The following is a 22677-nucleotide window of genomic DNA, read 5'->3' as shown; positions in this document are numbered from 1 at the left end:
AGAATAGCGCACCGCCCTCAAATCTGAACGACAGCAGCCAATTGATGGAAGGCGATTCGACGAGGCGAGCCGCACTGCACGACTCGCCCGAATGCGGTCATGAAAGAGGGGCGCGACGCGTCCTGGCCTGAGCCATATCCGGACCGGACGGTCCGAGTGCGCCGCGCGCAGCGGGCGTCGTTCTCACGACGACGGCGTGATCCAGTATGTCCGCCTATTTGGACTGCGCCGAGTTGCGCTGTTCGTCGAAGAACGCGCGCACATGCTCGGGCAGCTCGGTCGCGAGAAACTCGACGCCAACCGGTTCCGGATCCGGACAGTGCACTGTGTCGGGCGTCGGGATTTTGGTCGGTTTTGCGTCCATGATTTCTCTCCTCAATGACTACAACAATTGCGCCAACTTGGCCGATGCAGCTTTTGCGCCGCCACATGCAGCCAAAATACCCAATACGGTTCTCTCTATAGATGCGTTATCGGATCGCGAAAGCTTCGGCTTGAGTCCATTCGCGCGATTCGATGTTCAGCGCATGATCGTTCGTGTTGCGGACTGGTCGATATCGGTAATTGCTTGCCGGTACTTACTCAGTTGCTGCAAAAAGTACAGTTTTTACGGCAGACCCGAGAGCCGTACCCAGCATGGCTCTGCGCGAAGTACACCCGTTGCGTACTTAAACTGTAGCTTTTCCTCTATGGATATAACGATACCGGGAAACCAGCGTTGACGCTTGATGGTGCGGAGCGGAAAATGGCTCGTTGTTGTACGAAAGCGCACATATAAGGCGAATCAGGTGCGCGGAGCGGCGGCTCGTGAAATCGGTGAAGCCGATTTTGGCTGGCATCGCAATCCCGTGTACGAACTCGACGTCCGTTGCAAAAAACGCGAAACCCGTTGCTCGCGTTCCACAGGATCGACCCAAAAGCAAAAACCCGCGATCACTTGCGTAATCGCGGGTTTTTTGATGCTGCCTGAATCTTTGTGGTGCCGGAAAGAGGAATCGAACCCCCGACCTTCGCATTACGAATGCGCTGCTCTACCGTCTGAGCTATTCCGGCATCAGAGAAACAAGATTATAGCGACCACATTCTCGTTTTGGCAATAGCCTGAATCAATTTTTCTTTTCGAGGTGGTAGCGGGTCACGCGATCGACTTCGCTCTTCGAGCCGAGGAACACGGCCACGCGCTGATGCAGGCTCGTCGGAACGATATCGAGGATGCGTTGCTCACCGTTGGTCGCGGCGCCGCCGGCCTGCTCGACGATGAACGACATCGGGTTCGCTTCGTACATCAGGCGCAGCTTGCCGGGCTTCGACGGATCGCGCTTGTCGGCCGGATACATGAAGATGCCGCCGCGATTCAGAATCCGATGCACATCCGCGACCATCGACGCGATCCAGCGCATGTTGAAGTCTTCCTTGCGCGCGCCGTCCTTGCCGGCGTTCAGCTCGTCGACATAGCGCTGCACCGGCTCGTACCAGTGGCGCACGTTCGACGCGTTGATCGCGTATTCGCGCGTTTCGTCCGGGATCGTCATGTCGCGCTGCGTGAGCACCCACGAGCCGAGTTCGCGGTCGAGCGTGAAGCAGTTCACGCCGTGGCCCGTCGTCAGCACGAGCACCGTCTGCGGGCCATAAACGGCGTAGCCCGCCGCGACCTGCTGCGATCCCGGTTGCATGAACGCGGCTTCGCTCGGCTCGACGCCGTCCGGGCAACTCAGCACCGAAAAGATCGTGCCGATCGACACGTTGACGTCGATGTTCGACGAGCCATCAAGCGGATCGAACGTCAGCAGATAGTTGCCCTTCGGATAGCGATTCGGAATCGGGAAGATCTTTTCCATTTCTTCCGATGCCATCGCGGCCAGATTGCCGCCCCATTCATTGGCTTCGAGCAGGATTTCGTTCGAGAGCACGTCGAGCTTTTTCTGCACTTCGCCCTGAACGTTCTCGCTGCCGGCCGAGCCGAGCGCTTCGCCGAGCGCGCCCTTGCTCACGTGATAGCTGATCTGCTTGCACGCGCGCGCAACGACTTCGATAAGCAGACGGAGATCGGCCGGCAGGTTCTGGTGTTCACGCTGCTGTTCGATGAGGTACTTCGACAGCGTGGTGCGGCTGGAGATGGAGGACATGCTAGGGCTCCGTGAGCGTTAGACGAATATTCACGATTCTAACCGCTCGACCCGGCGACCCCATGTGACAGCGACCGCCGTGCCAAAACTTCACGCGGCGGTCGCAAAACAGCCTTCAGGCCGCGAGCGCCTTTTCGACGACCTCGCGCACGTCGCGCGATTTCGCCTTCGATGCGACTTCGCTCAGCGCCGCGTGCATCTTCTCGCGCAAACGCGGCGTAAAGCGGCGCCACAGTTCGAGCCCGCGCGCGAGACGCGCCGCGACCTGCGGATTGAGAGAATCGAGCGCGATCACCTGTTCGGCCCAGAACGCATAGCCCGAACCGTCGTCGGCGTGGAACTGCGCCGGGTTGCCGCTGCAGAAGCTGAAGATCAGCGAGCGCGCCCGATTCGGGTTCTTGATGTTGAACGCCTGATGCTGCATCAGCTTGCGCACGATCTCGATCACCTTGCGATCCGGGCCGCCGCGTTGGGTCGCCTGAAGTGCGAACCATTTGTCGATGACGAGCGCCTCGTTCTCGAAACGCCGATAGAAGTCCGCGAGCGCCGCGTCCGCGACGGTCGCATCCGCGCCTTTCGTCGCGCTCGCGAGCAAGAGCGCGGAAAGCGCCGCCGAGCGGTCCGTCATGTTGTCGGCGGCATCGTATTGCGCCTGCGCGAGCCCGACGGCTTCACGCGGATCGTCGAGCTGGCTCAAATAGGCGAGCGAGAGATTCTTCAGGCCGCGCTTGCCCGCATCTTCCGGCAGCGGGCGATATTCACCCGGCGTGCGGCTCGCTTCATATGTCGCGAGCCACTTGTCGCGCAATTGCGACGCAAGACGGCGGGTCATGAAGACGCGCGCTGCGTGCACGGCGGCCGGATCGGACACGGCCATCTGCTCGGCGAGATAGCTTTCCGAGGGCAGCATCAGCGCAAGTTCGCGGAACGCGGGCGTGAGCGTGGTGTCGTCGAGCACGCGGGCGAACGCGGCGATCACCTGTTCGTCGATGGCAAGCGCTTCGCCCTTGGCCGCGCGTCCGGCCAGCGCGAGCAGCTCGCGCGTGGCGAGACGCTGGCCGGCTTCCCAGCGGTTGAACGGATCGCTGTCGTGCGCGAGCAGGAACGCGAGCTCGTCGTTCGTATAGTCGTATTCGACGATCACCGGCGCCGAGAAATTGCGCAGGAGCGACGGCAGCGGCGTTTCGTTCACGTCGACGAACGTGAAGGACTGCTCGCGCTCCGTGAATTCGAGCACGCGCGTCGTTCCGTTCGGCTCCTTCTCGCCTTCGAGACGCAGCGGAAGATCCGCGCCGTTCCGGCCGATCAGACCGACCGAGAACGGAATCAGCAGCGGACCTTCCTGCGTGTCGCGCGCGGCTTCGGAGCCGTCGCCGTAACCCTGCGTGAGCGTCAGCGTGTAGCGCCCGTTCGCGGCGTCATGGTGCGCACGTACCGCCACGCGCGGCGTGCCCGCCTGGCTGTACCAGCGCTCGAACTGCGCGAGATCGCGCTGATTCGCGTCGGCGAGCGCGTGACGGAAGTCGTCGCAGGTCACGGCCTGGCCGTCGAAGCGCTGAAAATAGAGATCCATGCCGCGCCGGAAGCCGTCGCGGCCGAAGAGCGTCTGATACATCCGCACGACCTCCGAGCCTTTTTCGTAGACGGTCATCGTGTAGAAGTTGTTGATCTCGACGTAGCTTTCCGGGCGCACCGGATGCGCCATCGGGCCGGCGTCCTCGGCGAACTGCATCTGGCGCAGCACGCGCACGTCCTCGATGCGCTTGGTCGCGCGCGCCGCCGCGCTCGCGGCGCCTTCGGCATCGCCCGCGGCCATGTCGGCGGAGAATTCCTGATCGCGGAACACCGTCAGGCCTTCCTTCAGGCTGAGCTGGAACCAGTCGCGGCAGGTCACGCGGTTGCCCGTCCAGTTATGGAAGTACTCGTGGCCGACCACCGCTTCGATATTCGAGAAGTCCGTGTCCGTCGCGGTTTCGGGATTCGCGAGCACGTACTTCGTGTTGAAGATATTGAGGCCCTTGTTCTCCATCGCGCCCATGTTGAAGTCGCTCACCGCGACGATCATGAAGCGGTCCAGATCCAGCTCCAGCCCGAAGCGCTTTTCGTCCCAGCGGATCGAATGGATGAGCGAGTCCATCGCGTGGCGGGTCTTGTCGAGATCATGCGGCTCGACCCAGACCTGCAGCAGCTTCTCCTTGCCCGACCCGGACCGGATGCGCTCCTCGATGCACACGAGCTTGCCCGCGACGAGCGCGAACAGATAGCTCGGCTTCTTGAACGGGTCTTCCCATTTCGCGAAGTGGCGGCCGTCGGGCAGATCGCCTTCCTCGATCAGATTGCCGTTCGACAGCAGCACCGGATACGCGCTCTTGTCGGCGCGCAGCGTGACGACGTAAGTGGCCATCACGTCGGGGCGATCGAGGAAGTAGGTGATGCGGCGAAAGCCTTCCGCTTCGCACTGCGTGAAGAAGTTGCCGCTGGAGACATAAAGTCCGGAGAGCGTCGTGTTCTCCACCGGATTGCAGATGCTCTCGATGCTAAGCTCGAAAGCATCGGCAGGAATATTGCCGATGGACAGACCGCTTTCATGGACACGGACATCCGCGTGCGCGACGCCGTCGATCGCCGCGCTCACGAATTCGAGCTGTTCGCCCATCAATTCGAGGCGCGACGCATCGCCCCGGGCGTCCGGGTTGCGGCGCAGCTTCATCGTGTTCTTCACGACCGTGCGCGCCGGCACGAGATCGAACTCGAGCGCGACGGAGTCGATCAGGAAAGCGGGCGGCGTGTAGTCCTGGCGGCGAATCACAACGGATGCGGCCGTGGTAGACATGGCAAGATCTTCATGTTTGGATTGAACGGCGGCGGCGTCTCGCGTGCGCGGGTCGAGCGCACCAACGCATGCGCGCCTGGTCGGACCATTGTACAAGCCGTCCGGAGATCGTGAATCGGGCGGCGCAGCGCGTCGTGGAACCCACAGAACAGGACGCCGCCGTGCGGGCCACGGCGGTGCTGTCTATAACTGAGAAGGGTGCTCAACGAAGTGAGGATGACCATGAATTTCCCGATCAAGGCGCTCGCCAGATGGGCCGCGCTGATCCTGGCGGCGATGTGGCTCACGGGCTGCACCACCTATGTCCAGACGCAGGTCACCGCGTTCTCGGACTGGAGCGGCAGCGACACGACGCGCACATATGCGTTCGCGCGCAAGGGCGAGCAGCAGAACAGCATCGAGCAGACGACCTACGAGACGCTCGTCGCGAACGAGCTATCGAAATACAACTTCCGGCAGGTCCCCGAGGCGAGCGCGAATTATCAGATCGCGCTCGCTTATTCGATTCGCGGCGACACGGTGACCGTGCGTCAGCCGGTCTACTACGATCCGTGGCCGATGTACGGTCCGTGGGGCGCGGGTCCGTACTGGGGCGGACCGTGGGGCGGCTGGGGACCGTACGGTCCGTGGGGGGCGACGGGCTACGTCGACCAGAGCTATCCCGTCTATATCCACGCGCTGCAGATTCGCATGAACGACCGCAAGACCGGTCGCGAGACCTACAAGGTGACGGCAGTCAACTCGACCGGCGACGCGTCGCTCTATCAGGCGATGCCTTACCTCGTGCGCAGCGCGCTCGCGGATTTCCCGCTCGGCAACGGCACGGTGCGCACGGTGACGCTGCCCGTCGACAAGAACGGCGGCATCTCCAACGAAACGGCGGCGGCCGGTTCGACCGGCGGCGTGGCGCCCGCGCCCGCGGCCAAAACCGTCGATTGATCGCGGGACGGATGCGACGGCCGCGCGCCGTCGCATCGTCGTGAAATCGTGTCGGAAATTATTGCCGTGGCGTGCCGGGCCTGATTCCGTTCACGGCTCCAGCGAAAGTTTAAAAAACGCCCGCTGGCCTTGACTAAACAGGGAATTATCGACGCGACGACGGGCCGCAATATATGCAGCTTCGGCGAATTAGCGATATATTTCCGGGATGACAAAATCGTGTCCGCCCCGTCCTGAAGCCGTTCCCGAGCCCACCACATGGGATGCGCGGCTCGCACGCCGCCTCGTCACGCCGCTCGTCGGCACGCCGGTAACGCCCAACCATCTGACCACGCTGCGCCTCGCCATCGGTCTGGCCGGGGCGTATTATTTGTCGCTCGGTCAGTTCTGGATGTGCACGCTCGGCGCGCTGCTGATCGCGCTGTCGAACCTCGTCGATCATACCGACGGCGAGCTCGCCCGCATCAGCGGACAGTCGAGCAAGATCGGCCATCTCTATGACCTCGCGTGCGACGCGCTCGTGACCGTGCTGCTCTTTCTCGGCATCGGGTTTTACGTCGCCGTGCATCACCCGTCGATGCTCCTGCCCGCGCAATGGCTCGGCGGCATCGCGGGCGTGGCGGTCGCGCTGATCTTCTTTCTGCGCATGCGTATCGAATCGATGGTCGGCAAGTCCGGCACGAAGCAGGCGTCGATGGCCGGATTCGAAACGGAAGACGTGCTGTATCTGCTGCCGGTCGTGACGCTTCTGAACGGCATGACGCCGTTTCTGATCGCGGCGGCGATCGGCGCGCCGCTCTTCGCCATCTATGTGGCGGTGGACTATCAGCGCGTGAGTTCGCAGTTGAAACGCCGCGCGCAGGCGTCCCCTGCAAAAGACGGCAACGATTTCCAGGCGGTGAGATGAGCGATACGGCAACTCCGGACAACACGCTGACGCAACCCGCGCATGCGGCGGCGGTGAGCCGCCCGTCGAGGCGCGATATCGATTCGACCATGAACGCGCGGCTTGCCACGCTGCCCACGCCGAAGCTGCGCGACGAATACGGTCAGCAAGGCTCGTTTCTCTACATCGAAGATTTCCTGCCGCGCGATTTCACCGAGCGGCTGATCGCGGCCGTGCATGACGTGATGCCGTCGGTGAACCGCAACTATCTGCCGGGTCACAAGGCGGGCGGCAGCGTCAGCCGCCATACGCTCGACAAGCTCGCGCCGTTCATCGCCGATCTGTATCGTTCGGACGCGCTCATCAAGTGGCTGGAGTCGATCACCGGCGACAAGCTGCAACTCTCGCCGCAAGACGATCCGCACGCCTACGCGCTCTATTTCTACACGCGTCCGGGCGACCATATCGGCTGGCATTACGACACCTCATACTACGACGGCCGCCGCTACACGCTCCTGCTCGGCGTGATCGACGATTCCTCCTGCAAGCTCGACTACGAACTGCACACGAAGACGCCCGGCATTCCGGATCAGCCGGGCTCGGTGCAATATCCGCCTGGCGCGTTCGTGTTCTTCGATGGCGACAAGCTGCGCCATCGCGTGACGCCGCTCGGCGAGAACGAAATGCGCGTGTCGCTCACGTTCGAGTACGTGACGAACCCCAACATGCGTCCGTTCCAGCGCTTCATTTCGAACATGAAGGACTCGATCGCGTATTTCGGGTTCAGGCAGGTCTTTCGCCGCAAGGGCGGCAAGAACGGACTGGCATGAGCCGCGCGGGCACATTCCTGCTGTCGGTCGGCGTGGTGCTGTTCGTCGCGCTGCTCGGCTGGCAAGGCTTCGGATCGGTCGCATCGACGCTGGCCGCGGCGGGCTGGGGTCTGCTCGCGGTCGCGGCGTTTCACTTCGTGCCGCTCGTCATCGATGCCGGCGCGATCAGCGTGCTTTTCGCCGACCGTCAGCGCGACGTGTCCCTGCTCGACGCGTTGCTCGCGCGCTGGGCCGGCGAATCGGTGAACAGCCTGATGCCCGCGGGCCAGATCGGCGGTCCGATGCTGATGGTCCGCTATCTCGCGCAACGCGGCATGCGCGCGCGCGACGCGGCTGCTGTCATCACGGTGAGCACGACGATGCAAACCGTCGCGCAACTGCTCTTCGCGCTGATCGGCGTCGTGCTGCTGACGGGTTACGCGTCGGGCGGCTCGTCGTCGACGGTGACGATCGCCGTGCTGGCGGTGATCGGCGTGATCGGCCTCATGATCTTCGGTTTCTATCTCGCGCAGCGGCGCGGTCTCTTCGGCCGCGCGATGCGCTTCGCGTCGGGCATCGCCGCGAAATTCTCGGCCAAGCGCGACTGGTCGTCGCTCGTCACGCGCGCCGAAGCCGTCGATGCCGCCGTGCACGAGATGTATCGCGAGCGCGGCAAGGTGGCGTCGAGCTTCGGCCTGAGTCTCGTCGGCTGGATCGTCGGCACGGGCGAAGTGTGGCTCGCACTGCATCTGCTCGGTCATCCGGTCGGCTGGGCGGAAGCGCTGCTGCTCGAAAGTCTCGGCCAGGCGATCCGCGGCGCGGCCTTTGCCATTCCCGGCTCGCTCGGCGTGCAGGAAGGCGGCTATCTACTGCTCGCGCGTCTGGTCGGCTTGCCGCCCGAGGCGGCGCTCGCGCTGTCGCTCGCCAAGCGCGCGCGTGAACTGCTGCTCGGCGTGCCGGGCATCGTCTATCTGCATTTCGTTGAAAAAGGCTGGCAGCGCCGCCGTCTCGCGCGCGTGCCGGATATCGACTGACCCACCCAGAAGGGAACACAAGCATGCGCGCAATTATTCTTGCGGCCGGGATGGGCTTGCGCCTCGTTCAGCCCGAAGGCCAACAAAAGCCGAAATGTCTGCTTCGCTTTGGCGATGCTTCGCTGTTGGAGCGTCATCTGCACTTTTTGAAGTCGGCGAATGTCGATGAAGTCGTCTTCGTGACCGGCTTCAAGAGCGAGCAGATCGAAGCCGAGCTGGCCTCCATCGACTGGAAGCCGAAGACCGAAATCGTCGTCAACGAAGCATTCACGCTCGGCAGCGTGCTGTCCGTGCATACCGCGCGCGACGCGATGACGCGCGGCGGCGATGTCCTTCTGATGGACGCCGACGTGCTGTACGACGAACGCATCTTCGAGCCGCTCGTCGCGGGCGGTTCGGTGAATCGCCTGTTGATCGACCGCGATTTCGAAGCTGGCGACGAACCGGTGAAGCTGTGCGTCGAGAACGGCGTGCCGGTCGAACTGCGCAAGCAGGTTGCGGCGGGTCTCAATTACGACACCATCGGTGAATCGGTGGGCTTCTTCCGTTTCGATCATGCGACGGCCACGCGCCTCGCCGACATCTGCGCCGATTACGTGGCGACGGGCCGCGCGAAGATGCCGCATGAAGAAGCGGTGCGCGACCTGTTGCTGGAAAAGTCCCACGTGTTCGACATCGCCGATGTGACCGGCGCACCGTGGATCGAAATCGATTTTCAGAACGACGTGAAGCGCGCGGCCGATGAAGTGCTGCCGCAATTGAACGCGCTGCGTCAGTTTGCAGGAGCATCCCAACAATGAACGCACCCGAAAACATTCCCGTCGGTTACTCGCGCACCATGCGCCTGCGCGAGATGCTGCAAAGCAATCGCCTCGAATTCCTGATGGAAGCTCACAACGGCATTTCGGCGCGCATCGCGCGGGAAGCTGGCTTCAAGGCGATCTGGGGCTCGGGCCTGTCGATCTCCGCGCAATTCGGCGTGCGCGACAACAACGAGGCGAGCTGGACGCAGGTCGTCGACAACCTCGAATTCATGGCCGACGCGAGCGATCTGCCGATCCTGCTCGACGGCGACACCGGCTACGGCAACTTCAACAACGTGCGCCGTCTCGTGAAGAAGCTGGAGCAGCGCGGCATCGCGGGCGTGTGCATCGAGGACAAGCAGTTTCCGAAGACCAACAGCTTCATCAACGGCGAAGCGCAGCCGCTCGCCGACATCGACGAGTTCTGCGGCAAGATCAAGGCGGGCAAGGATTCGCAGAGCGATCCGAACTTTTCGATCGTCGCGCGCGTGGAAGCGCTGATCGCCGGCTGGGGCATGGAAGAAGCGCTCAAGCGCGCCGAGGCCTATCGCCAGGCAGGCGCGGACGCGATCCTGATCCACAGCAAACTGTCGAAGCCCGACGAGATTCTGACGTTCGCGCGCGAGTGGGCCGGCCGCGGTCCGCTCGTCATCGTGCCGACGAAGTACTACAGCACGCCGACCGACGCGTTCCGTCAGGCCGGCATCAGCTGCGTGATCTGGGCGAACCATCTGATTCGCGGCGCCGTGTCCGCGATGCAGGCCATCGCGAAGGAAATCCACGACAGCGAGACGCTCGTGAACGTGGAAGACCGCATCGCGTCGGTGAATGAAATCTTCCGTCTGCAGGACGCAGACGAGTACTCGGCTGCCGAAAACATCTATCTGAGCGCGGCCAACGAGAAGCGCAGCGCGATCGTGCTGGCGGCGAGCCGTGGCGCGGGCCTCGAAGCGCTGACCGAAGCGCGTCCCAAGGTGATGCTGCCGGTCGCGGGCAAGCCGCTTTTGCGTCACCTCGTCGAGGCGTTCAAGAAGGAAAGCATCAACGACATCACCGTGGTCGGCGGTTATCGCGCCGATGCGATCGAGAAGGGCGGCATTCGCCTCGTCGTCAACGAGCGGCACGACACCACGGGCGAGTTGGCATCTCTCGCGTGCGCGGTCGGGCACATGAACGGCGATACCGTCATTTCCTACGGCGACTTGCTGTTCCGCAGCTACATCCTGCGCGATCTGACCGAGTCGGACAGCGACTTCTGCGTGGTCGTCGATTCGTCGCAGGCACCGGAGGCGGGCGCTGCGGCGACCGATTTCGCGTACTGCTCGACCGCCGACGACCGTGCGCTGTTCGGCCAGAAAGTGTGGCTCGACAGCGTGGTCGGCGCGGGCCAGGCGCTGACGGAAGGACGCGCGCCGCAAGGCCGCTGGATGGGCCTCATCAAGGTGCGCGCCGGTGCGCGCGAACGCCTGCTCGCGACGCTCGGCACGCTGCAACAGCGCGCCGATTTCGACAAGCTCGACATGGCTGCGCTGCTCAACGCGCTGATCGCCGCGGGTCAGAAAATCGAAGTGCAGTATGTGCACGGCCACTGGCGCGGCGTGAACGATCTCGACGATTTCCGTCGCGCGGGCGATTTCGCGCACGGTCAGACGCCCATCGGTTCCGAAGGGACGGAGAACGCGCGTGATTGAGGCCGCCGAGTTCGTCGAGGCTGCGCGCGAGCGTGGCTTCGACTGGTACGCGGGCGTGCCTTGCTCGTTTCTCACGCCATTCATCAATTACGTGTTGCAGGACGAATCGCTGCATTACGTGTCGGCGGCGAACGAAGGCGATGCGGTCGCGCTGATCGCTGGAGTCGAACTCGGCGCGGGTCGCAAGCGCCGCGGCATCGCGATGATGCAGAACTCCGGTCTCGGCAACGCGGTGAGTCCGCTGACGTCGCTGACATGGACGTTCCGTCTGCCGCAATTGCTGATCGTCACCTGGCGCGGCCAGCCGGGCGTTCACGACGAGCCGCAGCACGCGCTGATGGGTCCGATCACGCCGCAGATGCTGGAAACGATGGAGATTCCGTGGGAGCTGTTCCCGACGGAAGCCGACGAGATCGGCCCGGCGCTCGATCGCGCGACGGAGTACATGGACAGCACCGGCCGTCCGTATGCGCTCGTCATGCAGAAGGGCAGCGTCGCGCCTTACGAGTTGAAGAAGACGGGGCTGTCGGGCGTGCGCGCCAATGCGCATCCCGCGACCGTTGAGCGCTTCGAAGGCGAGCGCGTGACGCGTCACGACGCGCTGCAAAAAGTCATCGCCAACACGCCGAAGGACACGACTGTCGTGCTCGCGTCGACCGGTTTCTGCGGCCGTGAGCTTTACGCGATCGACGACCGCGAGAACCAGCTCTATCTCGTCGGCTCGATGGGTTGCGTGACGCCGATGGCGCTCGGCCTGGCGCTCTCGCGTCCCGACCTGCGGGTGGTCGCGCTCGACGGCGACGGCGCGGCGCTCATGCGCATGGGCGTTTTCGCGACGCTCGGCGCGTACGGACCGTCGAACCTGATTCACTTGCTGCTCGATAACGGCGCGCACGAATCGACGGGCGGCCAGGCGACGGTGTCGCGGGCAGTCGATTTCGCGTCGATCGCGTCGGCGTGCGGCTACGCGCTCGCGCTCGACGGCGACGATATCGGCGTAATCGATCGTCTCTTCGACGCGAAAGACGTGAACGGCGCACGTTTCGCGCGCCTGTCGATCAGGACCGGCACGCCGGGCGACCTGCCGCGCCCGAAGATCACGCCCGAGGACGTGCGCGCACGTTTGCAACAACACATTGGAGACCGTTGATGCTGCTGCTCAATCCGGGTCCTGTCACGCTGAGCGAACGCGTGCGCAAGAGCCTGCTGCAAACCGACTTGTGCCATCGCGAGCCGGAGTTTTTCGATTTGCAGGATGAGGCGCGCGAGCGTCTCGTCGCCGCTTACGAACTCGATCCGGCCGTGTGGAGCGCCGTGCTGATGACGGGTTCGGGCACCGCCGCGGTCGAAAGCATGATCGCCGGTCTCGTGCCCGAAGGCGGGCGCCTGCTCGTCGTGGAGAACGGCGTGTATGGCGATCGCATCGCGCAGATCGCGAAGCAATATGGCATCGAGTACGAAGTCGCCAAATACGAGTGGATGCAGGCGCCGGACATCGACGCGATCATCGCGCTGCTCGACAGCAAGCCGTTCACGAACGTCGCGATCATCCATCACGAAACGACGACGGGCCGTCTGAACGCGATCGATCAGTTGTCCCGCGCGTGCAAGGAGCGCGGCATCGGCCTGCTGCTCGATGCGGTGAGCAGCTTCGGCGCCGAGGCGATCGATTTCGACGGCGGCGGCATCGCCGCGATCGCCGCGACCGCGAACAAATGCCTGCACGGCGTGCCGGGCGCGGCGTTCGTCATCGCGCGCCGCGATGCGCTGGCGAAGGCGGCGAGCCGCAATTACTACCTCGGCATCGCGCGACTCGCGAAGTTGCAGGACGAGCGCAACACGCCGTTCACGCCGTCCGTTCACGCGTATTACGCGCTCGTCGAAGCGTTGCGCGAGTTCGAAGAGGAGGGCGGCTGGCGCGCGCGTCACGCGCGTTACGCGAAGCTCGCGGAGCAGGTGCGCGCGGGGCTGGCTGCGCTTGGCATTGAGAGCGCGTTGTCGCCCGAGGAGTCGTCGGTGGTGTTGCGGGCGTATCGGCTGCCTGCGGGCGTCACGTATGAAACGCTGCACGACGCGCTCAAGGCGAAGGGCTTCGTGATCTACGCTGGGCAGGGCGGGTTGTCGAAGGAGCTGTTCCGCATTTCGACGATGGGCGCGCTCGATGCGAACGATATGGACCGGTTGATTTCGTCGTTCGTGGCGTTGCTGCGCTGATCACTGCTTGCAAAAAATCGCCGTAATGAAGGGCGCGACGTGGTGCACATCCGCGTCGCTGCCCGCCGCGCGCACCTGCTGTTCGACCTCCTTATCGCCGCCCCACACGACCACGCCGTAAGCGGAATCCGCGATCGGCTCGCCCTTGCCGAGTTTGAAGATCGGGTCATCCTTCTGGTACGCGACGACCACATAAACCTTGAAGCCGTAAGCCGTCAGCGTCGCGCCTTTCACCGGCTTGAACGCGTTGACGGAGTTCGGCTCCACGCGCATCGGCTTCGTTTCGAGCAATCCGTCCTGCTGCAACGGCGCGACGAAATCATGCGCGGTCGATTTGCAATCGAGTTGCGCATCGATCGGTTTCGCATGCGCGAGCGCGCCGAGTGACGCGAGCGTCACGGCCAGGGCGATTCGATAGGTTCGGACGACGTGCTTCATGTTGACGCGATGTTCAGGACAGCTTGCACTTTAGCGAGATTGCAAGGAATCTGCACGAATCGTCGCGGGGCGCGTGGCCGCGCCAACAAAAAAGCGGCCCGCGGGCCGCTTGTCGGATGAATCGTCTACGGCGCTTCAGGCCGCCAGTTCCAGCCTCGCCGTGTTGCGCTTGTCGCGCGAATGCACGCGTTTGCCGGCCGCGTACGTTTCGAACACCGCGCGATCGTCGCCGAGCAGCGCGAACGCGAACAGCAGTTCCTCCAGCGATTCCGTGCGCGAAGTGCGGCGCGCGAGCAGCGGTGTCGCGTTCGGATCGAGCACGACGAAGTCCGCTTCGCTGCCGGCGGCAAGCGTGCCGATCTTGTCGTCGAGTTCGAGCACCTGCGCGGCGCCCGTGGTGGCGAGCCAGAACATGCGCGTCGCGGTCAGATGATGCCCGGTCAGGCGCGCGATCTTGTGCGCCTCGTTCATCGTCTGAAGCATGGAGAACGACGTGCCGCCGCCGACGTCCGTCGCGAGCGCCACGGGCATGTTCGACTCGCCCGCCTTCTCGAAGTCGAACAGGCCGCTGCCGAGGAACAGATTCGAAGTCGGGCAGTGCGATGCCACCGCGCCGGTTTCCGCCATGCGCTCGCGGTCGCGCTCATCGAGATAAATGCAGTGGCCGTACACCGCGCGCCGACGCAGCAGGCCGTAGTGATCGTAAATGTCGAGATAGCTGCGATGCCCCGGAAAGAGGCTCTCGACCCACTTGATCTCGTCCGTGTTCTCCGCGACGTGACTCTGGATGAACACGTCCTGATACTTTTGCGCGAGCGCGCCGCACGCTTCGAGCTGCGCTTCCGTCGATGTCGGCGCGAAACGGGGCGTTAGCGCGTAATGCTGACGTCCGCGGCCGTGCCAGCGCGCGATGAGTTCCGCGCTGTCGTCGTAGCCGGATTGCGCCGTGTCGCGCAGAAACTCGGGGCAGTTGCGGTCCATCAGCACCTTGCCCGCGACCATGCGCAGATTGCGCGCCTCGCTTTCGGTGAAGAACGCATCGGCGGATTGCTTGTGCACCGTGCAGTACACGAACGCCGTCGTCGTGCCGCAGGCGAGCAGTTCGTCGATGAAAAAGCTCGCCGTTTCGCGCGCCACCGCCGGATTCTCGAAGCCGCGCTCGGTCGGGAACGTGTACGTGTTGAGCCACGGCAGCAGGCCCGGCGCGGGCGACGCGATCATGTCCGTCTGCGGATAGTGAATGTGCGAGTCGATGAAACCCGGCACGATCAGCTTGTCGCGCATGGTGTGGACGGTCGCGTCGGCGGCTATCTTGTCGCGCAGCGACGCATACGCGCCTGCCGCGACCACCTTGCCGTCCTCGACGAGCAGAAGGCCATCGGCCTCGTAGACCGCGCCGTCAGCGGCATGCGCGGGATCTTCCCGGAAGGTCAGCAACTGGGCGCGGTAGGCGGTTTGAGTCATGATGCAACGTCTCCGTTTCTGGGTTTAAAGCTGTGAAAGCAGCACGAGTGAGAAGGCAGCGATGATCCACATCGCCGGCTTGATTTCCTTCGCGCGCCCCGTCGCCGATTTCAGCACGACGAACGCGAGGAAGCCGTACGCGACGCCATCGGTGATCGAGTAGGTCAGCGGGATCAGGATCATCGCGAGGAACGCGGGAATGGCCTCATCGAAGCGATGCCATTCGATCTGCGTGATCGCTTCCATCATGAACACGCCGACGAGCACGAGCGCGGGCGCGGTCGCGATCGCCGGAACGAGCGAAAGAAGCGGCGAAAGAAACAGGAAGGGCAGGAAGCACAGGCCCGCGACCACGGCGACGAGTCCCGTGCGCCCGCCCGCCGAAATGCCCGCCGCGGATTCGATATACGCGTTCGCCGGGCTCGTGCCGAGCGGCGCGGAGATGAGCGCGGAGAAGGAATCGACCATCATCGACTGGCGGATGTTGCGCGGATTGCCGTCCTTGTCATAGAGCTTGCCGGCTTCGGAAATCGCCATGAACGTGGAGAGCGCGTCGAAGAACGACGTGAACAGCATCACGAAGATGAACGGCCAGTAGATGACCTTCAGCGAGCCGACGAGGTCGAGCTGTCCGACCGCCGAAAAGTCCGGCGCGGAGACGAGGCCGTTCCAGTTCACGAGCGTCTTGGTGGCGATCGCGGCGGGCCAGTACGCGGTGCCGTCGCCCCAGAAGCGGCCGATCGGAATCGCGATGATCGTCGTGAACACGATGCCGAGCATCAGCGCGCCGGTGACCTTGCGCGCGACGAGGATCGTCGTGACGGCGAGGCCGATCAGGAACGTGATGACGACGGGATTCAACGACGCCGAATGCACGATCGTCACCGGATCGCCGACGACGAACTTCGCGTTCACGAGGCCGATCAGGCTGATGAACAAGCCGATGCCGCACGACACCGCGTGCCGCAGATTCGCGGGAATCGCATCGACGACGAGCTTGCGCGCGTTGAACGCCGCGAGCACCGCGAAGATCACGCCGGACCAGAACACGCAGCCGAGCGCGGTCTGCCACGGCATCTTGCCGCCGTGAACCATCACGAACGCGAAGAGCGCGTTCATGCCCATGCCCGGCGCGACGAGCACCGGATTGCGCGCGTACAGGCCCATCGCGCAACTGCCGAGAAAGCTGACGATGACGGTCGCCGTCAGCGCGGCCGGGAACGGCACGCCCGCCTGCGACAGGATGCCCGGATTGACGACGATGATGTACATCGCCGTGAGGAACGTCGTGATGCCCGCGACGATCTCCGTCTTCGTGCGCGAGCCCGCCGCGCGAATGCCGAAGAAGCGTTCGAGCGCGGTCGAGTCCTGTTGTGGTGTTGTTGCTGTGGTTTCCATGCGCTTTACTGCTTCCAGTGCTGATCCAGGCGCGCGACCATTGCGTCGCGTTCTTCTTCGGTGACGAACGAGGCTTCCAGGCTGTTCTTAAGCAGCGTGTAGACCTCGTGATCCGTGAGCTTCAGCGCATCGACGATCGCGAAGTAGTTCGCGTTGACGTAGCCGCCGAAGTACGCGGGATCGTCGGAGTTGATCATCACTGCGACGCCCTGATCGAGCAGGTCTTTCAGCGTGTGCTTGGTCATGTCGTCGAACACGCAGAGCTTGAGGTTCGAGAGCGGGCACACGGTCAGCGCGATGCGCGCATCCGCGAGACGCGCGACGAGCGCCGCGTCCTCGATGCTGCGCACGCCGTGATCGACGCGATCCACCTTCAGCAGATCGAGCGCTTCATACACATACGACGGCGGGCCTTCCTCGCCCGCATGCGCGACGAGCTTCAGACCGCGCTCGCGCGCCTTCGCGAATACGCGCTCAAACTTAGACGGCGGATGGCCGCGCTCCGACGAATCCAGCCCGACACCGATCAGCCGATGCGCGTATTTGTCGAACAGAGGCAACGCGCTTTCGTACGTCGCGAGCGCGTCTTCTTCGGAAAGATGGCGCAGGAAACAGAGAATCAGCCTGCTCGAAAGACCGCGCTTCTCACCTTCGGCGAGCGCGGCATCGATTCCCGCGACGACCGTTTCGATCGCTACGCCGCGTTCCGTATGCGTCTGCGGATCGAAGAAGATTTCCGTGTGCGCGACGTGGTCCGCGAGCGCGCGCTCGACGTAGGCCATCGTCATGTCGTAGAAGTCCTGCTCGGTGAGCAGCACGCTCGCGCCCGCGTAGTAGATGTCGAGGAACGATTGCAGGTCGGTGAACGCGTAAGCGGCGCGCAACGCATCGATCGAGTCGTAGGCGAGCTTCACGTTGTTGCGTTTTGCGAGCGCGAAAATCAGCTCCGGTTCGAGCGACCCTTCGATATGGATATGCAGCTCGGCTTTTGGCGCGCGCGCAATCTTGTCGGCGAGTGTGGGATTCATGTGGGCTTGGTTGTGTTGGGGCTACGGTTGCGCCTGTGGGTCAGGCGGTCTGTTGCGACGACGCGTGGCTCGAAGCGTTGGCTTCGACCGCCTGCAGCAGTTGGGCTGCCGCTGCAACGGCGATCACTTCGGGCGCCTTGTCGACGATGCCGTCGATGCCGATCGGACACACCATCCGCGCGATGAGCGCCGGGTCGATGCCGCGCGCCGCGAGCCGGTGCTCGAACTGCTTCTTCTTCGTGAACGAGCCGATCATGCCGAAGAACGCAAAGTCGCCGCGTCTCAGGATGCATTCCGCCAGCGCGAGATCCACCGTGTGGTTGTGCGTCATCACGATGTAGTACGTGTGGGGCGGCGCGCGGTCCACGGCTTCGTCGGGCGCATCGTTCGGCTCGATCGTCACGTTCTCCGGCACGAACTGCGGCGCCGGAAACGCGGCGTCGCGCTCGTCGACCCAGGTGACGTGGCAGGGCAGCGTCGCGAGCACGCGCACGAGCGCCGCGCCCACATGACCCGCGCCGAACAGCACGACCTGAAAGTCGCGTGGCGCGATGGTTTCGGTGAGCAGCGCGCCGCTCTCGTCGAAACCGGCGCCGTCCCACAGGAGGCAGTCGGCGTCGGTTGCGCCCGGTTCGGGATCGGAGAGCATGACGGCGTCGGGCATCGGCGCGAACGAGACGCTGCGCACGGTCGACAACCCCTGCGCGGTGCGTTTCGACAGCGTCGTCACCCAGTTCAGATCGGCCACGTCGAGCCGCTCGAACGCGAGCACGACCGCGCCGCCGCAGCACTGGCCGAGGCTTGGGCCCAGAGCGAAACGCTCCAGCCGCCGCATGCGCGGGCTGCGCATGCCGTCCTTCAGCACTTGTCGTGCGGTCTCGATGGCCTTCCATTCCAGATGGCCGCCGCCGATCGTATAGCGCGCTTCCTCGCGCGTGACGATCATCTTCGTGCCCGGCTCGCGCGGCGCGGAGCCTTCGACACGCGCGACCGTCACGAGCACGACGGCGTCGCCGTGCGCGAGCAGGTGTTGCAGGTCGTTCAGCCAAACTTGCATCGAGTGAGCTCCAAAAATGTCGTTGTGCGTCGTCGCAGGCGCTAGTTTACCGGGGCGGCTTCTTCGGCCCCGACAGTCAGCGCGTCAAGAATTGCCTCGGGCGTCGCCGGCGCGCGCAGTTTCGGCGCATCGGTCGAATCGGGCGCGACGGATGCGATCGCCGCGCGAATCGCCAGCAGCACCGAAAACGACAGCAGCAGCGGCGGCTCGCCGACCGCTTTCGAGCGGAAAACGGTCGGCTCGGCGTTGTCGTTGCCGGCGTTGCGAAACAGGGCGACGTTGAAGATCGCGGGCGCGTCGCTGACGGCCGGAATCTTGTAGGTCGACGGCGCGTGCGTCATCAGGCGGCCGTCGCGGTTCCACCACAGTTCTTCGGTCGTGAGCCAGCCCATGCCCTGGATGTAGCCGCCTTCCACCTGGCCGATGTCGATCGCCGGATTGATCGAGCGCCCCGCGTCGTGCAGCAGATCGGCGCGCAGGAGCTTCCACTCGCCGGTGAGCGTATCGACGACGACTTCCGACACCGCCGCGCCGTACGCGAAGTAGTAAAACGGATGGCCTTGCAGTGTCTTCGCGTCCCAATGGACCTTCGGCGTCGAATAGAAACCGTCCGACCACAACTGCACGCGCGCGAGATACGCGGCCGCGACGAGCTGATCGAACGGCATCTGCCCGCCGTTCACGTCCACGACGCCGCCATGAAAACGCACATCGGCTGCGTTGCCGCCGAGCTGCTTCACGACGAGTTCGGCGAGACGCGCGCGGATCGTGAGCGCCGCGGCTTCGGCGGCCTTGCCGTTCAGGTCGCTGCCCGTCGATGCCGCCGTCGCCGATGTATTCGCGACCTTCGATGTATCGGTCGCCGTGACGCGCACGCGCTGCAAGCCGATGCCGAGCACGCTCGCGACGACCTGCGCGACTTTCGTGTTCAGCCCCTGACCCATTTCCGTGCCGCCGTGATTGACGAGCACGGAGCCGTCCTTGTACACGTGCACGAGCGCGCCCGCCTGGTTCAGGAACGGCACGTTGAACGAAATGCCGAACTTGACCGGCGTGAACGCGATGCCGCGCCGGAGCACGCCGCCTTTCGCGTTGAACGCGGCGATGTCGGCGCGGCGCGTCTGATACTCGCTCGACGCGACGAGTTCGTCGGTCAATGCCGCGATCACGTTGTCCTCGACCGGCTGACCGTAAGGCGTCACATCGCGATCGCCGATGCCGTAATAGTTCGCGCGCCGCACGTCGAGCGGATCGCGTTTCAGCCGATGCGCGATCTCGTCGAGCATCACTTCCATCACGAGCGCGCCTTGCGGGCCGCCGAAGCCGCGAAACGCGGTGTTCGACTGCGTGTTGGTCTTGCAGCACAGCGCGCGGATGTCGACATCGCTCAGGTAGTACGCGTTGTCGAAATGGCACACGGCGCGCGTGGCGACCGCGCCCGACAGATCCGCCGAATAGCCCGCCCGCAACGCGATCTCGACGCGCGCGCCGGCGATGCGGCCGTCGTCATCGAAGCCGCATTCGTATTCGTAGACCGCGTCGTGACGCTTGCCGGTGATCATGAAGTCGTCGTCGCGATCGGCGCGCAGCTTCACGGGACGCTTCAGCAGATGCGCCGCGAGCGACGCCACGCACGCGAACAGCGCCGACTGCGATTCCTTGCCGCCGAAGCCGCCGCCCATGCGCCGGCATTCGCAGAGCACGGCGTGGGTCGGCCAGCCAAGCATGTGCGCGACGACCTGCTGCATCTCGCTCGGATGCTGCGTCGAGCTATGGACGAGCATGCCGTCCTGCTCTTTCGGCAGCGCGTAGGCGACCTGTCCTTCGAGATAGAACTGCTCCTGGCCGCCCACTTCGAACTCGCCTACGAGCCGATGTTTCGCCGCCGCGATGCGTCCGTCCGGGTCGCCGCGGCGCAGATGCAGCGGCGGCAGCACGAACTGGTTTCGCGCCTTCGCTTCGCGCGGCGTGAGCACGGCTTCGAGAGGCTCGTAGCGCACCACATCCTCGCTTTTTGCGAGCGCGGCGGCGCGGCGCGCCAGATCGTGACTCTCGGCGATGACGGCGAATACCGGCTGACCGAGGTACTGCACTTCATCGGTGGCGAGAATCGGATCGTCGTGCAGCACCGGACCGCAATTGTTCTCGCCGGGAATATCCGCGGCCGTCAGCACCGCGACGACGCCGGGCGCGGCGCGCACCGCATCCAGATCGAGCGACACGATGCGCGCATGCGCGTGCCTCGACAGACCGAGCGCCGCGTGCAGCGTGCCGCGCGACTCGGGGATGTCGTCGGTATAGATCGCTTCGCCGCTCACGTGCAGCGCCGCCGATTCGTGCGGCAGCGCGGCCCCGGCGGCGTCGAGGACCATCGGTTCGGTGAGTCGGTTCATGGCGCTTCCTCCACATGCGCGCCGTACGCGAAGGCGTTCACCTCGGCAAGCGCGAGCGGAGCGTCCGGGCGCGTTTCCAGATAGAACCGCCAAAGCACGTTGCGCGCGACTTTCGCGCGATAGGCGCTCGATGCGCGCATGTCGGTGAGCGGCTGGAAATCGGCGTCGAGCGCGGCCATCGCGTTGCGTGCCGTCGCTTCGTTCCATTCGTGGCCGATGAGCGCGGCTTCGGCTTGCGCCGCGCGCTTGGGCGTCGCCGCCATGCCGCCGAACGCGATGCGCGCATCCGTCACGCGATGGCTTTCGTCGAGCCTGATCGCGAACGCCGCGCACACCGCCGAAATGTCCTGGTCGTAACGCTTCGACACCTTGTACGTGCGAAAGCGCAGCGCTGCGACCGGACGCGGCACGCGTATCGCCGCGACGAATTCGCCGGCATCGAGCGCGGTCTTCTGATAGCCGAGATAGAACGCGTCGAGGCGCATCGTGCGGGTGTTATCGGCCTTCTGCAGCACGAGTTCCGCATTCAGCGCGATGAGCGCCGGCATCGAATCGCCGATCGGCGAGCCGTTCGCCACATTGCCGCCGAGCGTGCCCGCGTTGCGGATCGGGCGCGACGCGAAGCGCGTCCACAGTTCGGCCAGTTCGGGATAGTCGGCGGCGAGCGCGGCATACGCATCTTCGAGCGAGACTGCCGCGCCGATCGTCAGCGTTTGCGCGTCGCGTTCGATCGTCTTCAGCTCGTCGACGTTGCCGATATACAGCACATCGCCGAGATCGCGAAACTGCTTCGTGACCCACAGGCCGACATCGGTGCTGCCCGCGAGCAGGCGCGCGTTCGGATGCGCGGCGCGCAATCGGGCGAATTCGGCGCGCGTGACGGGCGCGTGGAACGTGTGCGGGCCGGAAGAATCGGACGCGCGGTATTCGAAGGTCTGCGCGCGCTTCAGCGCGGTCAACTGTTGCGTGATGGCGTCGGCATCGAGCGGCGAACGGGGATACTCGAACATGCGCTGCGCGGCATCGACGATCGGCCGATAACCCGTGCAGCGGCACAGGTTGCCCGAGAGCGCGGTGGCGATTTCATCGCGCGACGGCGGGCCTGCATCGCGAGGATGCTGGTGATAGAGCGCCCACAGCGACATCACGAAGCCCGGCGTGCAAAACCCGCATTGCGAGCCGTGACAGTCGACGAGCGCCTGCTGCACCGGATGCAGCGCGCCATCCGCGCCGCGCAGATCTTCGACGGTGAAAAGGGCGCGGGAATCGAGCGTGGGCAGAAACTGGATGCACGCGTTGACGGCTTTGAGCGCGAGCGCGCCGGAAGCGTCGACTTCGCCGATCACGACGGTGCATGCGCCGCAATCGCCTTCGGCGCAGCCTTCCTTCGTGCCGGTGCAAAGCGCGTCCTCGCGCAGATGCTGAAGCACCGTGCGCGTGGCGGGCGCGTCGCCGATCTCGCGCACGGCGCCGCGTTGAAGGAAGCGGATGGTTTGCGTTGTCATGATTCAGGAAGACATTGCGGACCGGGCGCGCGTTACGCGGTTTCCGATCGCTTCATGGG

18 protein-coding genes and 1 tRNA gene are annotated in these 22677 nt (G+C 64.4%); 8 read left to right on the top strand and 11 right to left on the bottom strand.

The genetic code is table 11. The features are described from left to right. Positions 1 to 214: 214 nt before the first annotated feature. The 4 genes from ACEN42_RS11380 to pepN all read right to left on the bottom strand — a co-directional run bounded on the left by ACEN42_RS11380 (position 215) and on the right by pepN (position 4959). Complete coding sequence (locus ACEN42_RS11380) at positions 215 to 364, bottom strand: hypothetical protein (RefSeq protein WP_035505326.1); 150 nt, start codon at positions 362 to 364, stop codon at positions 215 to 217. A 613-nt stretch (positions 365 to 977) separates the two neighbouring features. Continuing rightward, positions 978 to 1053, bottom strand: a tRNA-Thr gene (locus tag ACEN42_RS11375). A gap of 53 nt (positions 1054 to 1106) precedes the next feature. Next, positions 1107 to 2126 (bottom strand): class 1 fructose-bisphosphatase, encoded by a 1020-nt coding sequence (locus tag ACEN42_RS11370; RefSeq protein ID WP_187607225.1) that lies wholly within the window; start codon positions 2124 to 2126, stop codon positions 1107 to 1109. 115 nt (positions 2127 to 2241) lie between these two features. Further along, entirely contained in the window at positions 2242 to 4959 is a 2718-nt protein-coding gene (gene pepN / locus ACEN42_RS11365; protein ID WP_371879971.1) for an aminopeptidase N, read from the bottom strand. A gap of 222 nt (positions 4960 to 5181) precedes the next feature. On the opposite strand from pepN, the gene ACEN42_RS11360 reads away from it, so the two are divergent. The 8 genes from ACEN42_RS11360 to ACEN42_RS11325 all read left to right on the top strand — a co-directional run bounded on the left by ACEN42_RS11360 (position 5182) and on the right by ACEN42_RS11325 (position 13335). Beyond that, entirely contained in the window at positions 5182 to 5898 is a 717-nt protein-coding gene (locus ACEN42_RS11360) for a DUF4136 domain-containing protein (RefSeq protein WP_371881113.1), read from the top strand. Positions 5899 to 6106: 208 nt separating this feature from the next. Next, positions 6107 to 6805, top strand: coding sequence for a CDP-alcohol phosphatidyltransferase family protein (locus tag ACEN42_RS11355; RefSeq protein ID WP_238210080.1), 699 nt, complete (start codon positions 6107 to 6109; stop codon positions 6803 to 6805). Further along, positions 6802 to 7614 carry a 2OG-Fe(II) oxygenase gene (locus ACEN42_RS11350; RefSeq protein ID WP_371879970.1) on the top strand — a complete coding sequence of 271 codons (813 nt, stop codon included), beginning with the start codon at positions 6802 to 6804 and terminating at the stop codon, positions 7612 to 7614. Before ACEN42_RS11355 ends, ACEN42_RS11350 begins: the two co-directional genes overlap by 4 nt. Further along, positions 7611 to 8627 (top strand): flippase-like domain-containing protein, encoded by a 1017-nt coding sequence (locus tag ACEN42_RS11345; protein WP_238210082.1) that lies wholly within the window; start codon positions 7611 to 7613, stop codon positions 8625 to 8627. Before ACEN42_RS11350 ends, ACEN42_RS11345 begins: the two co-directional genes overlap by 4 nt. A gap of 23 nt (positions 8628 to 8650) precedes the next feature. Continuing rightward, complete coding sequence (locus tag ACEN42_RS11340; RefSeq protein WP_371879969.1) at positions 8651 to 9427, top strand: NTP transferase domain-containing protein; 777 nt, start codon at positions 8651 to 8653, stop codon at positions 9425 to 9427. Beyond that, positions 9424 to 11121, top strand: coding sequence for a phosphoenolpyruvate mutase (gene aepX, locus ACEN42_RS11335; protein WP_371879968.1), 1698 nt, complete (start codon positions 9424 to 9426; stop codon positions 11119 to 11121). The genes ACEN42_RS11340 and aepX overlap by 4 nt, the downstream gene beginning before the upstream one ends. After that, complete coding sequence (aepY, locus tag ACEN42_RS11330; RefSeq protein ID WP_371879967.1) at positions 11114 to 12271, top strand: phosphonopyruvate decarboxylase; 1158 nt, start codon at positions 11114 to 11116, stop codon at positions 12269 to 12271. Before aepX ends, aepY begins: the two co-directional genes overlap by 8 nt. After that, positions 12271 to 13335: a 2-aminoethylphosphonate aminotransferase gene (locus ACEN42_RS11325; protein ID WP_371879966.1), complete on the top strand. Its 1065-nt coding sequence runs from the start codon at positions 12271 to 12273 to the stop codon at positions 13333 to 13335. Before aepY ends, ACEN42_RS11325 begins: the two co-directional genes overlap by 1 nt. On the opposite strand, the gene ACEN42_RS11320 is transcribed toward ACEN42_RS11325, so the two are convergent. From ACEN42_RS11320 to xdhA, 7 genes are all read right to left on the bottom strand, one after another. After that, positions 13336 to 13773, bottom strand: a complete 438-nt coding sequence (locus tag ACEN42_RS11320; protein ID WP_371879965.1) for a hypothetical protein — start codon at positions 13771 to 13773, stop codon at positions 13336 to 13338. A 135-nt stretch (positions 13774 to 13908) separates the two neighbouring features. Next, positions 13909 to 15237, bottom strand: a complete 1329-nt coding sequence (guaD, locus tag ACEN42_RS11315) for a guanine deaminase (protein ID WP_371879964.1) — start codon at positions 15235 to 15237, stop codon at positions 13909 to 13911. A gap of 24 nt (positions 15238 to 15261) precedes the next feature. Then, positions 15262 to 16635, bottom strand: a complete 1374-nt coding sequence (locus ACEN42_RS11310; RefSeq protein WP_187607214.1) for an NCS2 family permease — start codon at positions 16633 to 16635, stop codon at positions 15262 to 15264. A 5-nt stretch (positions 16636 to 16640) separates the two neighbouring features. Continuing rightward, on the bottom strand, positions 16641 to 17663 hold the full coding sequence (locus ACEN42_RS11305; protein ID WP_309879853.1) for an adenosine deaminase: 1023 nt from the start codon (positions 17661 to 17663) through the stop codon (positions 16641 to 16643). A gap of 40 nt (positions 17664 to 17703) precedes the next feature. Next, positions 17704 to 18720 (bottom strand): xanthine dehydrogenase accessory protein XdhC, encoded by a 1017-nt coding sequence (gene xdhC, locus ACEN42_RS11300; protein WP_238210094.1) that lies wholly within the window; start codon positions 18718 to 18720, stop codon positions 17704 to 17706. 41 nt (positions 18721 to 18761) lie between these two features. After that, entirely contained in the window at positions 18762 to 21113 is a 2352-nt protein-coding gene (gene xdhB, locus ACEN42_RS11295) for a xanthine dehydrogenase molybdopterin binding subunit (protein ID WP_371879963.1), read from the bottom strand. Then, positions 21110 to 22618, bottom strand: coding sequence for a xanthine dehydrogenase small subunit (xdhA, locus tag ACEN42_RS11290; protein WP_371879962.1), 1509 nt, complete (start codon positions 22616 to 22618; stop codon positions 21110 to 21112). Before xdhA ends, xdhB begins: the two co-directional genes overlap by 4 nt. Positions 22619 to 22677: the final 59 nt, after the last annotated feature.

This window comes from Caballeronia sp. S22, from assembly GCF_964261745.1.
In the GTDB taxonomy this organism is placed as follows: Bacteria; Pseudomonadota; Gammaproteobacteria; order Burkholderiales; family Burkholderiaceae; genus Caballeronia; species Caballeronia jiangsuensis.
The sequence above is the reverse complement of the archived record's forward strand: the minus strand, read 5'-3'. Positions and strand labels throughout refer to the sequence as shown.